The organism is Pseudoxanthomonas jiangsuensis, from assembly GCF_010093185.1.
GTDB classification, from domain to species: domain Bacteria; phylum Pseudomonadota; class Gammaproteobacteria; order Xanthomonadales; family Xanthomonadaceae; genus Pseudoxanthomonas; species Pseudoxanthomonas jiangsuensis.
This window is the reverse complement of the sequence record NZ_PDWL01000002.1, coordinates 160,053-174,995: the sequence shown is the minus strand read 5'-3', so window position 1 is coordinate 174,995 and position 14,943 is coordinate 160,053. Positions and strand designations below refer to the sequence as shown.

Below are 14,943 nucleotides of genomic sequence, written 5' to 3'. Positions count from 1 at the left end.
CATTCTTTCCGTCAGCGGCCGCGTCTTGTCAACCGCCACGGCGCCGTCGACGCGCAGCCGGATGCTGCTGTGCAACAAGGCCGCTCCTGCATCCGCTGGCTGAATACGCCTTGTTTTTCAGGGAAAAGCACCATCCTTGTGCGCAATCGCGGATGACAGCGCTGACGTATCACCGCTTTTGGTGCATTCGTCTCCGGCCTACGATTTTTTCATGAAAATCTGTTGACATCGTTGTCAGACGACTTCCACACTCCGGCCGCCGGATCGCCACAGGGGCCGCGATCCTCATTTCGGATCAGATCCGGTCCGACCCGATCCAACCAGCACCAGGGGAGTCCGAGTGCCCGCCATCGCCGCCAGCGCAACGTCCATGCAGGACCATCCGTCGGCACCTTTCATCGCCGCCGACGTGGGCGGGACCCATGTCCGCCTGGGCCTGGTCCAGGCCGGCGCCGAGGGCGCGCCGCCGCAGGTGCTGGCCTACAGCAAGTACCGCTGCGCCGACCATCCCGGTCTCCACGCCATCCTCGACGACTTCATCCAGCGCTGCGGCACCCCGGTACGCGAGGCGGTCATCGCCAGCGCCGGCTATCCGCTGGCCGACGGCACCGTGATCACCGCCAACCTGCCCTGGCCGTTGTCGCCGGTGGCCATCCGCCAGGCGCTGGGCCTGGACGCGGTGCACCTGATCAACGACTTCGAGGCGCTTGCGCATGCCGCCGCCCAGGTCGACGCCAGCCAGGTGCTGCGCCTGTCCGGCCCGGATACCCCCGACATCGGCCCGATCCTGATCCTGGGCCCGGGCACCGGCCTGGGCGCGGCGGTCTGGATCCCCACCGGCAAGCGCCCGATCGTGCTGCCGACCGAGGCCGGCCAGGCCGCGCTGGCGGTCGGCACCGAGCTGGAGCTGCAGCTGCTGCGGCACATGCTCGGCCAGCGCAGCCACGTCTCGGTCGAACAGGCCCTGTCGGGGCCGGGCCTGCTCAACCTCTACAACGCCATGTGCGCCGTGCGCGGGATCGCCCCGGCGCACGCGCAGCCGGGCGAGGTCACCGCCGCCGCCCTGGACGGCGGCGACCCGGTCGCGCGCGAAACCCTGGACGTGTTCTGCGCCCTGCTCGGCAGCGCCGTCGGCGACATGGCCTTGCTGTACGGCGCCCAGGGCGTGTTCCTGGCCGGCGGGATCCTCCCGCACCTGCGCCAGTTCCTGCTGCACAGCGACTTCGTCCACCGGTTCCTCAACAAGGGGCCGATGCGCGAGGCGCTGGAGCGGGTCTCGGTGAAGCTGGTCGAGCACGGCCAGCTCGGCGTGATCGGCGCCGCGCGCTGGTTCCTGCAGTCGGATTTTTCGGAGAAGTGAGCTGGACGGCGTCGCCAGGCGCCGGAGATGTGAAAGGGGGTCGTTCCGGATCGCCGGGCCGTCGCACCTAGTAAGCCGCAGTCGTCGCCGGGGACGTTCCCGGCGTACCTCAAAACAATGATGGGAGAGACATCATGAAGCACCACAAGTCAGTCCTTTCCGCCGCCATCGTCGCCTGCTTGGCCGTCTCGGCCGCCGCGCAGGCCCAGGATGCCCAGCAGGAGGCGACCGAGCTCGACACCGTCGTGGTCACCGGCATCCGCGGCTCGATGGAGAAGTCGCTGGACACCAAGCGCGAAGCCAACTCGCGCGTGGAAGTGGTCACCGCCGAGGACGTGGGCAAGCTGCCGGCGCACAACGTCGCCGACACCCTGCAGCGCCTGCCCGGTGTGAACATCAGTTCCTCCTCGGCCGACGAAGGCGGCTTCGACGAGGCCGACCGCGTCAGCCTGCGCGGCACCAGCCCGAGCCTGACCCAGACCCTGATCAACGGCCACTCGGTCGGCTCGGCCGACTGGTTCGTGCTCAGCCAGGGCAACAGCGTCGGCCGCAGCGTCAGCTACACCCTGCTGCCGTCCGAGCTGGTCAGCTCGGTGGAAGTGCACAAGTCCTCGCAGGCCAAGCTGCCCGACGGCGGCACCACCGGTTCGGTCAACATCATCACCCGCAAGCCGCTGGAGTTCGCCGACCAGATCACCGCCGAGGCCTCGCTGGGCGTGGTCAACGCCGAGCAGGCCGATTCCACCGATCCGCAGCTGTCGGCCCTGTTCAACTACAAGAACGACGACGGCACCTTCGGCGTGATGGTCCAGGCCTTCAGCCAGAAGCGCGAGCTGCGCCGCGAGGCGCAGGAGATCCCGGGCGGCTTCTTCCAGATCGCGGCCACCGACCAGGCCGGCATCGACAATCCCGACCTGGTCGGCGTCTGGGCGCCGGGCCTGCTGGGCTCGACCCTGTTCGAACAGACCCGCGAGCGCAAGGGCGGCCTGGTCGAGGTCCAGTTCAAGCCGAACGACGACCTGACCCTGGGCGTGAGCGGCTTCCGTTCGGACATGGACGCCAACAACTACAACCGCAACTTCATGCTCTGGGGTGGCAACTTCGCCCGCGCCCATGCGCCTGACGCCGGCTACGTGGTCAAGGACGGCGTGCTGACCGAGGCGACCTACACCGGCGTCGCGGGCCAGGACTACGGCGTCTACGACATGATCTACCGCGAGGCCACCGCCAAGACCAGCTACGCCACCTTCGACGCGGCCTGGCAGATCAACGACAACCTGAGCGCGAAGTTCCAGGCCGGCACCACCAGCGGCGAGGGCTCGACCGACCGCCAGTTCATCGCCGAGGTGACCCTGGGCGCCGGCGGCGGCGCCAGCTGGACGAGCCACGGCGCCAGCTCCCCGCTGGACTGGTCGATCGGCGGCGACATCACCCCGGCCGGCGTCACCAGCTTCGGCACCTGGGGCAACCAGCAGGTCACCGCCAAGGACGACGAGGACTGGTTCACCGCCGACTTCACCCAGTACTTCAACGACGGCGTCCTGTCCTCGATCGACTTCGGCGCCCGCTACGCCGACCACACCCGCGAGGCGCAGTCGCCGGAAGGCGCCAGCCCGGGCAACATCTGGGCGGCCCTGCAGAACGGCGCCACCAGCCCGTACCCGGGCGGCTTCGCCAGCAGCATCGGCGGCGACTTCCCGCGCGACCTGTGGTACTTCACCCCGGGCGCGCTGAAGGACGCGATCATCAACAACTCCGACTGGCTGTCCGACAACGACGGCCCGACCGGCCGCCACAACTACGGCGCCGAGTGGAAGGTGGCCGAGAAGAACTTCGCCGCCTACGTCCAGGCCAACTTCAGCGGCGACAGCTGGAGCGGCAACGTCGGCCTGCGCTACGTCAACGTCGACCAGGACATCAACTCCTACCAGTCGGTCTCCGACCCTGCCAACGCCGACGTGTCCAGCCTGTTCGGCCAGTGGATCCGGGTGTTCACCAACAACAAGCACAGCCGGGTGCTGCCGAGCGCAAACCTGAAGTTCAACCTCGCCGACGACCTGGTGTTCCGCTTCGCGGCCTCGCAGACCCAGACCCTGCCGGACTACTCCGCGCTGGGCGCCTCGTCCTGGGGCTCGGACCTGAACAAGACCGGCGGCGGCGGCAACCCGAACCTCAACCCGGTGGTCTCGACCAACTTCGACGCCAACCTGGAGTGGTACTTCATGCCGCGCGGCCTGCTGTCGGTCGGCGCCTACTCGATGAACCTGAAGGACTACGTGGCCTTCGGCACCGAGAAGCGCATGCTGTTCAGCGAGCTGACCAACCAGCTCGAGGAGTACCTGGTCTCGGTGCCGGTCAATTCCAACGGCAAGGTCACCGGCGTGGAAGTGGCCTACGAGCAGCCGATCGGCGAGAACTTCGGCGTCAACGCCAACTACACCTACGCCGACGGCAGCACCGCCCACACCTGGGCGGACGGCAGCAACAACCTGACCGGCACCTCGAAGAACACCTACAACGTGGGCGCGTACTTCGAGAACGACACCTTCGGCGCGCGGGTCGGCTACACCTACCGCTCCGCGTTCCTGATCGGCCTGTCGGGCGCCAACCCGTACTACCAGGACGACTTCGGCACGCTGTCGGCGGCGCTCAGCTACAAGGTCAACGACCACCTGAGCTTCACCTTCGACGCGCTCAACCTCAACGACCCGGACATCAAGTACTACCAGAGCTCGAGCATCCCGACCGCGTTCTACAGCAACGGCCGGCAGTACTACTTCAACGTCCGCCTGAAGTTCTGAGCACCACCCCGGTCTGCGGCTCCGCCGCGGACCGGTTCTTCTCCCCAGTACCCTCCCTTGGCCCGGCATGACTCCATGCCGGGCTTCTTTTTTTCTGGGTCCTGGCGACCCGCCACAAGGCTGGTTGCGCTCGAAATCTTTTCATCTGGGGACCTTGTGAAAAGCCTTCGCACCAGGAATGGCAATAAACACAGGCCAATTCGGGGATTGACTCGTATTCATGTGCGAAATCAGGGAGTGGGAGAAAATTTTTTCAGAAGATTGTTGACATCGTTGTCAGGCGTTAACACACTCGGCTCCAGGGGATGTACCCCGCCCGCAACGGGCGGACCAAGGGGATCGAAACGTGCTTGCGCAGGTCGCACCCATCCAGTCGGAACAGCTATTCCTCGCCGCGGACGTCGGCGGCACCCACGTCCGCATCGGCCTGATCCGGGCCGAACGCGGCGCTGCGCTGCAGGTCCGCGCGTACGCCAAGTTCCGCTGCGCCGACTACGCCGGACTCGCCGACATCATCGAGGAGTTCCGCGCCGGCCTGGACGGCTCGGCGCGGGCGGGCGTGGTGGTGATCGCCAGCGCCGGCTATCCGCTGCTGGACGGCACCGTGATCGCCGCCAACCTGCCCTGGCCGCTGTCGCCCGCGCGGATCCGCGAACAGCTCCAGCTGCAGGCCGTGCACCTGGTCAACGATTTCGAAGCCGTCGCCCATGCGGTGGCCCACCTGGACGCCAGCGAGGTCCAGCGCGTGTGCGGTCCCGAGCGCGTCGCCGCAGGGCCCCTGCTGGTGCTGGGCCCGGGCACCGGCCTGGGCGCGGCGGTATGGATCCCGGCCGGCCCGCGCGCAGTGGTGCTGGCGACCGAGGCCGGCCAGGCCGCGCTAGCGGTGTCCACCGAACTGGAGATGGATCTGCTGCGGCAGATGCTGACCCAGCGCAGCCACGTCCCGGTCGAGCATGCGCTCTCCGGCCCCGGGCTGCTGAACCTCTACCTGGCGCTGTGCGCGCTGCGCGGCGCCACCCCGGCGCATGCCCACCCCAGCGCGATCACCGCGGCCGCGCTGGCGGGCGACGACCCGCTCGCGCGCGAAAGCCTGGAGGCGTTCTGCGGCCTGCTCGGCAGCGCGGTCGGCGACATGGCCCTGCTGTACGGGGTGCGTGGCGTGTACCTGGCCGGCGGGATCCTGCCGCAGATGCGCGAATTCCTGATGCAGAGCAGCTTCGTCGCCCGGTTCCTGGACAAGGGGCCGATGCGCGAGGCGCTGGAAGGGGTCGCGGTGAAGCTAGTGGAACACGGGCAGTTGGGCGTCATCGGCGCCGCCAGCTGGTACCTGGGTTCGGAATTTCTGGAGTTGTGAGCGGGGGCGTCAGGAAGAGCCAGGGGGATTGGAACGGGACGCGCTCCGTAGCCGGGCCGTTGCAGCTGAAGCAGTCACTGCCGGGGATGCCCGGTACAACCGAAAAACTAGTGATGGGAGAGACATCATGAAGTATCAGAAATCCGTGCTTTCTGCGGCCATCGTCGCCTGCCTCGGCTTCGCCGCGCAGGCACAGGCGCAGGACGCCCCGGCGGCGGACGACGCCGGCGCCACCGAGCTGACCACGATCACCGTGGTCGGCATCCGCGGCAGCCTCAAGCAGGCCTTGGACACCAAGCGCGACGCCGACGCCATCATCGACGTGGTCACCGCCGAGGACGTGGGCAAGTTCCCGGCGACCAACGTCGCCGAGGCGATCACCATCATCCCGGGCGTGACCATCGACAAGGCCTTCGGCCAGGGCGAGAAGGTCTCGATCCTGGGCACCGACCCGGCGCTCAACCGCACCCTGCTCAACGGCCAGACCGTGGCTTCGGCCGACTGGTTCATCACCGACCAGCCGGGCCGTACCTTCAACTACTCCCTGCTGGCGCCGCAGGTGGTGAGCAAGGTCGAGGTCTACAAGTCGCCGGAAGCGTGGCTGGACGAAGGCTCGGTCGGCGGCACCGTCAACATCTCCACCCGCAAGCCGCTGGACCTGGACGGCACCACCATCTCCGGCGCGGTGAGCTACCTGCACAACGACCGCATCGGCACCGGCGATCCTTCGGTCTCGGCCCTGCTCGGCTGGAAGAACGACGCGTCCAACTTCGGCGTGATCGTCTCCGCCCAGCGTTCGATCGAAAGCATCCGCCGCGACGGCATCGAGGCCTACGGCACGGTGACCGGCGAGAACTACATCAACGGCCGCGGCGGCGGCGGCACGCTCAACAACCGGCCGATGGACTGGTCGGTCGGCGCGCCCGCCCCGGTCATCTGCGTCGACCACTGCGCCGACACCCTGCTGGCCAACCCCGACGCGGTCGGCCCCAACTCGATCAGCGCCCACTACTTCGAGCAGCAGCGCGAGCGCGACACCCTGTCGCTGGGCCTGCAGTTCAAGCCGCACGACAAGCTGGACATCGAGTTCAACGCGCTCGACGTCAAGGCCGGCTACGACAACATGAGCCACTCGATGTTCGCGTTCAACGGCAACGACTACAACGGCCTGATGAAGATGACCGACCTCACGGTCGAGGGCGGGGTCATCACCAAGGCCGACTTCAAGAACGCGCTGGTGGTTTACGACCTGATCAACCGCCAGGCCACCGTCGACACCGACTCCTACGACCTGAAGGCCACCTGGAACGACGAGCGCTGGTTCGCCTCGGCGCACGTCGGCACCTCCAAGGCCACCGGCGGCACCGGCCGCCAGGTCTACGGCGAGTTCCTGAACTGGTCCGACTACAGCTACGACATCAGCGGCAATCGCAGCCTGACCTTCAGCGGCAACAACCCGTTCCTCAACCCCTCCTCCTTCCAGATCGACGGCGGCTGGGCGGGCGCTTCGGGCAGCCCGGACAACAGCGACTGGAACACCGGCTGGGGCGGCAACATCGTGTCCAAGCCGACCACCGACGAGGAAAAGTACGCCCAGGTCGACTTCGGCATCCGCCTGGACTCGCCGATCTACCAGATCCGCTTCGGCCTCAAGCGCCGCGAGCACGAAACCACCCAGACCATGGCCGGCGTGTCGCTGGCGGCGGTGGCCGGCTACGGCAACGCGACCGCCGACATGTTCGATCCGCGTCCCCTGCCGGGCAACTACCTCAGCGGCTTCAGCGGCACGGGCGACCTGTCCGAGCGCTTCACCATCGACGGCTGGGCGCTGTCGGACTACATCCTCAGCGGCGACTGGCTGGCGCCGTGGCAGACCATGCCGCAGCCGAGCACCTTCAACCACGCCGACTTCGTCTCCAATACCTGGGCGGTGTCCGAGGACGTGAACGCCGCCTACCTGCAGGCCGACTACAGCTGGGACCGCCTGCGCGGCAACTTCGGCGTGCGCGTGGTGGAGACCGAGTCCGACAGCGTGGGCTGGCAGTGCACGGCCAGTGCCGACTGCACCGCCGTCGCGGTCGCCAACAACGGCGTCCACACCTACGACCTGGTCAGCATCAAGAAGAAGTACCGCGACGTGCTGCCCAACCTGAACGTGGTGTTCGACGCCACCGACACCCTGGTCCTGCGCGGCTCGGCGGCCAAGGTCATCGCCCGCCCGAACTACGGCGACATGTCCAACTACCTGTGGCTGGGCCCGCAGACCCGCACCGGCGGCGGCGGCAACCCGGACCTGGATCCGTACGAGTCCACCAACCTGGACGTCTCGGCCGAGTGGTACTTCGCCGAGGACGCGATCCTGGCCGCGACCGCGTTCCACAAGGACGTCGGCAGCTACATCCTCTACACCACCCGGACCGAGCAGCACCGCAACGAGTCCAACGGCCAGATCGAAGCGTTCACCGTCTCCCGCCCGGAGAACGCGGGCAGCGCCAAGGTGAAGGGCGTGTCGCTGGCGTTCCAGAAGGCCTTCGGCGCCGGCTTCGGCCTGCTGGCCAACTACACCTACGCCGACGCCAAGGCCGACAACGGCGACCACCTGCCGTACAACTCCAAGGAGCAGCTCAACGTCAGCCCGTTCTTCGAGAACGAGCGCTGGAGCGCGCGCGTGACCTACTCGTGGCGCTCGAAGTACTACACCAGCGTCGATCGCGGCAACTACCTGGTCACCGACGACTACGACTCGCTGGACGCCAGCTTCAACTTCAAGATCAACGACTACCTCAGCCTGGGCCTGGACGGCATGAACCTGCTGGACAGCAACTACTACACCTACGCCGAGGTGCCCGGGATCGAGAACACCGACAAGCTGGTCCGCGGCGACTACCGCACCGGCCGCCGGATCATGGCCTCGCTGAGGTTCCAGTTCTGACCGCGGCATGATCCACGGCAGCGCGAGCTGCCCTTGAAGCGGCGGGCCTGGAGCGATCCGGGCCCGTCGTCATTTCCGCAATCCGCATCACCGCAACAAGGGAGTGACCATGAACCGACCCGATTCCTTCCAGCGCCTGCGCCGGCTCGGCGCGGCGGCGCTGCTCGCGGCGCTGGCCGCGTGCGGCGGCAAGGCGCCGTCCGGCGAGCCCGCGGCGCCCGCCGCCGCCGCGCCTGCCCGGCTGTCGCTGATTCCGGCGCCGGCCAGCATGCAGCCCGGCGCCGGCACCTTCGCGCTCGCCGCGGACACGCCCCTGCAGGGCGAAGGCGAGGCGGCGCTGACCGTGGCCCGCCAGTTCGCCACCCTGCTGGCCCAGGGCCGCGACCTGGTCCTGGAACCGACGGCCGCCAGCGGCGAAACCCGGCGCGGGATCGTGTTCCGGCTGGATCCGACGCGCGCCGCGGCGGGCCGCGAGGCCTACCTGCTCGAGGTCACCGGCGATGGCGTGAGCGTCAGCGCCGGCGACGCCGCCGGCCTGTTCTACGGCGCCATGACCCTTTTGCAGCTGGCCACCCTGGACGATGCCGGCCAGGTCGCCCTGCCCGCGGTGCGGATCGAGGACGCGCCGCGCTTCGGCTGGCGCGGTTTCATGCTCGACCCGGCCCGCCACTTCTGGAGCGTGGACCAGGTCAAACAGGTCATCGACATGATGGCCCTGCACAAGCTCAATACCCTGCACTGGCACCTGACCGACGATCAGGGCTGGCGGGTGGAGATCAAGCAGTACCCGAAGCTGACCGAGGTCGGCGCCTGCCGCATCCCGTCCGGCGACGGCGGGATCGAGCCGGCCACCGGCCAGCCGCGCCGGTACTGCGGCTTCTACACCCAGGACCAGGTCCGCGACGTGGTCGCCTACGCGGGCGAGCGCCACATCACCGTGGTGCCCGAGGTGAACGTCCCCGGCCACGCCACCGCCGCGATCGCCGCCTATCCCGAACTGGGCAGCACCGACCGCCGGCTGGTGCCGTCCAGCGAATGGGGCGTGTTCCCGAACCTGGTCAACGCCGAGGAGGAGACCTACCGGTTCCTGGAGAACGTGATCGCCGAGCTGATCCCGCTGTTCCCCGGCACCTATTTCCACGTCGGCGGCGACGAGGCGGTCAAGGACCAGTGGGAAGCCTCGGCGCGGGTGCAGCAACGCATGCGCGAGGTCGGCGCCACGACCGAGATGGAGATGCAGAGCCACCTGGTCGCGCGCCTGGAGAAGTTCCTCGCCGGCCACGGCAAGCGCCTGATCGGCTGGGACGAGATCCTGGAAGGCCCGTTGCCGGCCGAGGCCACGGTGATGTCCTGGCGCGGCATCGAAGGCGGCCTGAAGGCCGCGCGCGCGGGCCACGACGTGGTGATGTCGCCGTCCTCCGACCTGTACCTGGACTACCTGCAGACCTCCTCGGCGCATGAGCCGCCGGGCCGGCCGGCGACCATCACCCTGAAGCAGGTCTACGACTTCGAGCCGGTGCCGGCGGAACTGGAGGAAGCCAACCGCGGCCACATCCTCGGCCTGCAGGCCAACCTCTGGACCGAGCACACCCGCACCTTCGAACGGCTGCAGCACCATATGTTCCCGCGCCTGGCGGCGGTGGCCGAGACCGGCTGGAGCCCGGAGGCGCGCAAGGACTACGCCGACTTCCTGCAGCGCCTGCCGGCGCAGCTGCGCCGCTGGCAGCGCTGGAACATCGGCTATGCCCTGACCCCGTTCCAGGTCGACGCGGTGGCCGAGGACGACCGCGCCGCCGGCACCGCCCGGGCGACGCTGTCCAATCCGCTCGGCTACGAGATCCGCTACACCACCGACGGCCAAGAGCCCGGCGCGGATTCGCCGTTGTACTCCGCACCGGTGGACCTGGCGCTGCCGGCGAAGCTGCGCGCGGCGGCGTTCTTCGAAGGCAGGCCGCTGGCGCCCGCGCGCGGGTTCGACTGGGACGCGGCCTCGCTGCTGTCGCGCAGCGACGAGCAGTTGGCCGCCTGCCCGGAGAGCGGCAGCCTGCTGCTGCGCCTGGAGGACGACGGCCCGGCCGACGGCGAGCGCGCGATCTTCAACACCGACATCTTCTACCCCTGCTGGCAGTGGAACGGCGCGCAGCTGGACGGGATCGCCGCGGTGAAGGTGCGTGCGGGGCGGATCCCGTACTACTTCCAGCTGGCCCACGACGAGCCGGCACGGCGCTTCGAACCGGCGCGGTCGGCACACGGCGAGCTGGACGTGTTCGCCGGCGGCTGCAAGGGCCAGCGCGTGGCCAGCGTGCCGCTGCCGGCGGCGCCCGGCGCGGACGGCTTCCTCGAGCTGGACGCCGAACTGCCGCCGGACCTGTCCGGCCGCCAGGACCTGTGCCTGCGCTTCACTGGCGACAGCCGCCCGCAGATGTGGGTGCTGGACCGGGTCAGCCTGCAGCCGGCCACTTCCCTGCCGGAGGATCGACCGTGACCCAGCTTCTTCCCCGCGCTTCCACCCTGACCGCCGCCCTGGCCGTCGCCCTCGCCTGCGCCTTCCCGGCGGCAGCGGGCACGCCCACCGCCGTCGTCCAGGCGCAGACCGTGGAAGTCCAGGGAACACCGCTGATCCCCCGTCCCGTCTCGGTGCAGCCGGCGCAGGGCCGCTACACCGTCGATGCCGCCACCGCCGTGTTCGCATCCGGCGAAGCGGCCACGGTGGCCGGCCAGTTCGTCGCCCTGCTCGGCGACACCACCCCGCTGCGCCTGGCCGGACCGAAGGCCTCCGGCAGCGGCCGGGCTTCCGGCATCGCGTTCCGGCTCGTCCCGGCCACGGCCGGCGCCTCGGCCGAGGCCTATTCGCTGCAGATCGGCCCCCGTGGCATCGTGGTCGAGGCCACCGACGAACGCGGCCTGTTCTACGGCGCCATGTCGCTGTGGCAGCTGCTGGCCGGGCAGCAGGCCGCGGCCGTGTCCCTGCCGGCGATGCGCGTCGACGACGCGCCGCGCTTTTCCTGGCGCGGCTTCATGCTCGATTCGGCCCGCCACTTCCAGAGCGTGGAGCAGATCAAGACCCTGCTCGACGCGATGGCCACCCACAAGCTCAACACCTTCCACTGGCACCTGACCGACGACCAGGGCTGGCGGATGGAGATCAAGCGCTACCCGAAGCTGACCGAAGTCGGCGGCTGCCGCGCCCCAGCCGGCGAAGCCGGGCGAAAGCCGGACGGCACGCCCAACCTGTACTGCGGCTACTACACCCAGGAGCAGATCCGCGATGTGGTCGCTTATGCCGCCGCGCGCCACATCACCGTGGTCCCGGAGATCGACGTGCCCGGCCACGCCCAGGCGGCGGTGGCGGCCTATCCGGAGCACGGCGTGGTCGACGAACCGACCGAGCCGTCGCACAACTGGGGCGTGAACCCCTACCTGTTCAACCCCGGCGAGCAGACCCTGGAGTTCCTCGAGAACATCCTGGCCGAGGTGATCGAACTGTTCCCCGGCCCCTACGTGCACATCGGCGGCGATGAGGCGGTGAAGTACCAGTGGCAGGCCTCGCCGGCGGTGCAGGCCTACATCCGCGAACTCGGCCTGAAGGACGAGGAGGCGCTGCAGTCGCACATGCTCAAGCGGCTGGAGCGGTTCCTGGAATCGCACGACCGCAAGCTGATCGGCTGGGACGAGATCATCGAGGGCGGCCTGCCGCCACAGGCCACGGTGATGTCCTGGCGCGGGATCGAGGGCGGGATCGAGGCTGCCACCCACGGCCACGACGTGGTGATGGCGCCGAGCCACACCCTGTACCTGGACTTCCTGCAGACCAACCTGCCCGAGGAGCCGCCGGGCCGGCCCAAGTTCACCTCGATGCAGAAAATCTATGCGTTCGATCCCGTGCCGGCGCAGCTCGACCCGGCCCAGCGCAAGCACGTGCTGGGCGTGCAGGCCAACATCTGGACCGAGCACACCCGCACCTTCGAGCGCCTGCAGCACAACGTGTTCCCGCGCATGGCCGCGCTGGCCGAGATCGCCTGGACGCCGCTGGAACGCAAGAGCTACGACGATTTCCTCGCGCGCCTGCCGGCGCAGCTGCAACGCTACCGGGCGCTGGGCATTGCCTACGGCCAGACCGCCCTGTCGGTGGCGATGAAGCGCCAGGACGACCGCGCCGGCGGCAAGGTCACCGTGGAGCTGTCCAACCCGCTGAGCTACCGCGACATCCGCTACACCACCGACGGCAGCACGCCCACCGCGCAATCGGCCAGCTACGGCGCGGCGTTGACCCTGCCGGTGCCAACCGAGCTGAAGGCGATGACCTTCGTCGACGGCAAGCCGCTGGCCGACGCACCGAACCGCTGGACCTTCGACGCGGCCTCGCTGCTCACCCGCACCGACAAGACCCTGGCCCAGTGTCCGCAGGGCGGCCGCCTGCTGCTGCGGCTGGAGGACGACACCCCGCTCGACGGCCCGCGCGACAGTTTCGACGTGAGCATCTTCAACCCGTGCTGGCTGTGGGAGGACGCGCAGCTGCAGGGCATCGCCTCGGTCAAGGTCCGCGCCGGCCGCATCCCGTACAACTTCGGCCTGCTGCGCGAGGAAGAGGCCAGGCGCGGCTGGCGCAGGCCGGTGGCGCGCTACGGCGAGTTCGAGGTGCGCGCCGGCTGCGAGGGACGCGTCCTGGCTTCGGTGCCGCTGCCGCGGCAGCCCGGCGCGGACGGCTTCATCGAACTGGAGGCGCCGTTGCGCAAGGGCCCCGAGACCATCACCGATTTGTGCCTGACCTTCAGCGGCGATACCCGGCCGCAGATGTGGGTGCTCGACCAGGTCACCCTGCGGCCGGCCGACTGAGTTCGCGGAGCGTCGCGGATCGTGGGGTTCTCTCCACTCCACGCTCCGCGGCGCCCCGCCCTTTCCTTCAGCGGCGGCGGTCGAAACGCAGCAACGCGTCGCGCCAGGGCAGCCAGGCGCTGGCCAGGCCCAGGGCGACGCCGCCGGCATTGGCCAGCGCGTCGGCCGGATCGGCCATGCGGTTGGCGGTGAAGGAGCCCTGCGCCAGCTCCAGGCCCACGCCCAGCGCCGCCAGGGCCAGCGCACAGGCCAGCAGCCGGCCGCGCCCGGCGAACAGCTGCACCGCGCCGGCCATCAGCGCCGCATAGGCCAGCAGGTGTTCGACCTTGTCCCCGTGTTGCGGCAATGCCATCGGCGGCGGCGGGGTCAGGCTGAGCACGACCACCGCCAGCACCGCCGCGGCCCACACGCCCAGCCACAGCCACGGCCGCCGGAACGGCTTGAGCGCGGCGCTCACAGCCGCCAGGTCAGGTCGCCGAGCAGGAACGCGGCACCCAGGTCGACGTCGCGGCTGAAGGCCATCGCCTGGAAACGCTCGCCCATCTGCTCGGGCAGGGTCAGGCGCTTGAGCTCCTGGCGCAGGCGCAGGGCGCCGGCCTCGTCGGTACGCGCCTCGGCCTCGGCCAGCAGCCGGTCGATGCCGTTGCCGAGCAGGAAGCTGGCCTGGCTGCAGTAGCCGGCCAGGTCGAAGCCGGCGCCGGTGCCCGCCTCGGCCAGGGCGGTGAAGTCCACCGAGGCCGTCAGGTCCTGCAGGCCCGGCCAGCGCAGAACGTCCTCGTGCATGCGCTGGCGGTAGAACGCGCGCAGGGTGCCGTCGCCGCGCTGCCGCTGGTAGTACTCGCGGCGCGGATGGCCGTAGTCGAACCACAGCATCGCGCCCGAACGCAGCCCGCCGGCCACCGCCTGCAGCCAGTAGGGCAGCTGCGGCAAAAGTTCGGAGCGGTAGCCGTCGGCCAAAGGCGTTTCCAGGTGGCGCTCGACGTGGCGCACCGCGGCGGTCAGCAGCACGTCGGCGGGCCGGTCGACGCGGACGAAGTCGCCGTTGCCGTCCAGGGCCACGTGTTCCTCGAGCACCTCGTCGTGCCGCACGGTAAAGCGCGGCGTCGGCAATGCGTCGACCACCTCGTTGGCGAACAGCACCCCGTCCCACTCGTCCTCGAACGGGCGGTCCAGCCATTCCACCAGTTCGAACACCGGCGGGATCAGGCTGCGTTCCAACCGCTCGCGCTGGCGCTGGCGCAGGTCGGCGCTGGGCTCGAGGATGGCGTAGCGGTCCGGCAGGGCATCGAGCTGCAAAAGGCGCTTGAGCGCGACCTCGGCGAAAGCGCCGCTGCCGCCGCCGATCTCCAGCACCCGCGCGCGGCCATCGAGCTGGCGCAGGGTCTCGGCCAGCACCCCGGCCACGGTGGCGGCGAACAGGCGTCCGGTCTCCGGCGCGGTGGTGAAGTCGCCGGCGCCGCCGAACTTGGTGCTGCCGGCGCTGTAGTAGCCCAGGCCCGGCGCGTACAGGCACAGCTCCATGAAGCGCGAGAACGGGATCGTGCCGCCGCCTTGGAGGATCTCGGCGCGGATGTGCGCGGCCAGCGTGTCGCTGTGCCGCAGGGCGTCGGCATCGGGTCGTGGAAGATCGGCGTGCATGGGTGTGGCGGAATCCGGGAGG

General features: G+C 69.4%; 8 protein-coding genes. 6 read left to right on the top strand and 2 right to left on the bottom strand.

Annotated elements, in window-relative coordinates; genetic code table 11:
* Positions 1 to 370 precede the first annotated feature (370 nt).
* From CSC62_RS02195 to CSC62_RS02170, 6 genes are all read left to right on the top strand, one after another.
* The gene (locus CSC62_RS02195; protein WP_162404591.1) at positions 371 to 1,360 is read left to right on the top strand and encodes a glucokinase family protein; all 990 of its coding nucleotides are present in this window, start codon (positions 371 to 373) and stop codon (positions 1,358 to 1,360) included.
* A 134-nt stretch (positions 1,361 to 1,494) separates the two neighbouring features.
* Positions 1,495 to 4,161, top strand: coding sequence for a TonB-dependent receptor (locus CSC62_RS02190; protein WP_162404526.1), 2,667 nt, complete (start codon positions 1,495 to 1,497; stop codon positions 4,159 to 4,161).
* Positions 4,162 to 4,507: 346 nt separating this feature from the next.
* Positions 4,508 to 5,515 carry a glucokinase gene (locus tag CSC62_RS02185; RefSeq protein ID WP_246194119.1) on the top strand — a complete coding sequence of 336 codons (1,008 nt, stop codon included), beginning with the start codon at positions 4,508 to 4,510 and terminating at the stop codon, positions 5,513 to 5,515.
* 127 nt (positions 5,516 to 5,642) lie between these two features.
* Positions 5,643 to 8,447, top strand: a complete 2,805-nt coding sequence (locus CSC62_RS02180) for a TonB-dependent receptor (protein ID WP_162404525.1) — start codon at positions 5,643 to 5,645, stop codon at positions 8,445 to 8,447.
* Between the two features lie 109 nt (positions 8,448 to 8,556).
* Positions 8,557 to 10,932, top strand: coding sequence for a family 20 glycosylhydrolase (locus CSC62_RS02175; RefSeq protein WP_162404524.1), 2,376 nt, complete (start codon positions 8,557 to 8,559; stop codon positions 10,930 to 10,932).
* Complete coding sequence (locus CSC62_RS02170; RefSeq protein WP_162404523.1) at positions 10,929 to 13,283, top strand: beta-N-acetylhexosaminidase; 2,355 nt, start codon at positions 10,929 to 10,931, stop codon at positions 13,281 to 13,283. Before CSC62_RS02175 ends, CSC62_RS02170 begins: the two co-directional genes overlap by 4 nt.
* 67 nt (positions 13,284 to 13,350) lie before the next feature.
* Here CSC62_RS02170 and CSC62_RS02165 read toward each other — a convergent pair whose 3' ends face one another.
* Both CSC62_RS02165 and CSC62_RS02160 read right to left on the bottom strand, forming a co-directional pair.
* Positions 13,351 to 13,740, bottom strand: coding sequence for a VanZ family protein (locus CSC62_RS02165; protein ID WP_425501979.1), 390 nt, complete (start codon positions 13,738 to 13,740; stop codon positions 13,351 to 13,353).
* Positions 13,737 to 14,921 carry a class I SAM-dependent methyltransferase gene (locus CSC62_RS02160; RefSeq protein ID WP_162404522.1) on the bottom strand — a complete coding sequence of 395 codons (1,185 nt, stop codon included), beginning with the start codon at positions 14,919 to 14,921 and terminating at the stop codon, positions 13,737 to 13,739. Before CSC62_RS02160 ends, CSC62_RS02165 begins: the two co-directional genes overlap by 4 nt.
* Between the last annotated feature and the right edge of the window lie 22 nt (positions 14,922 to 14,943).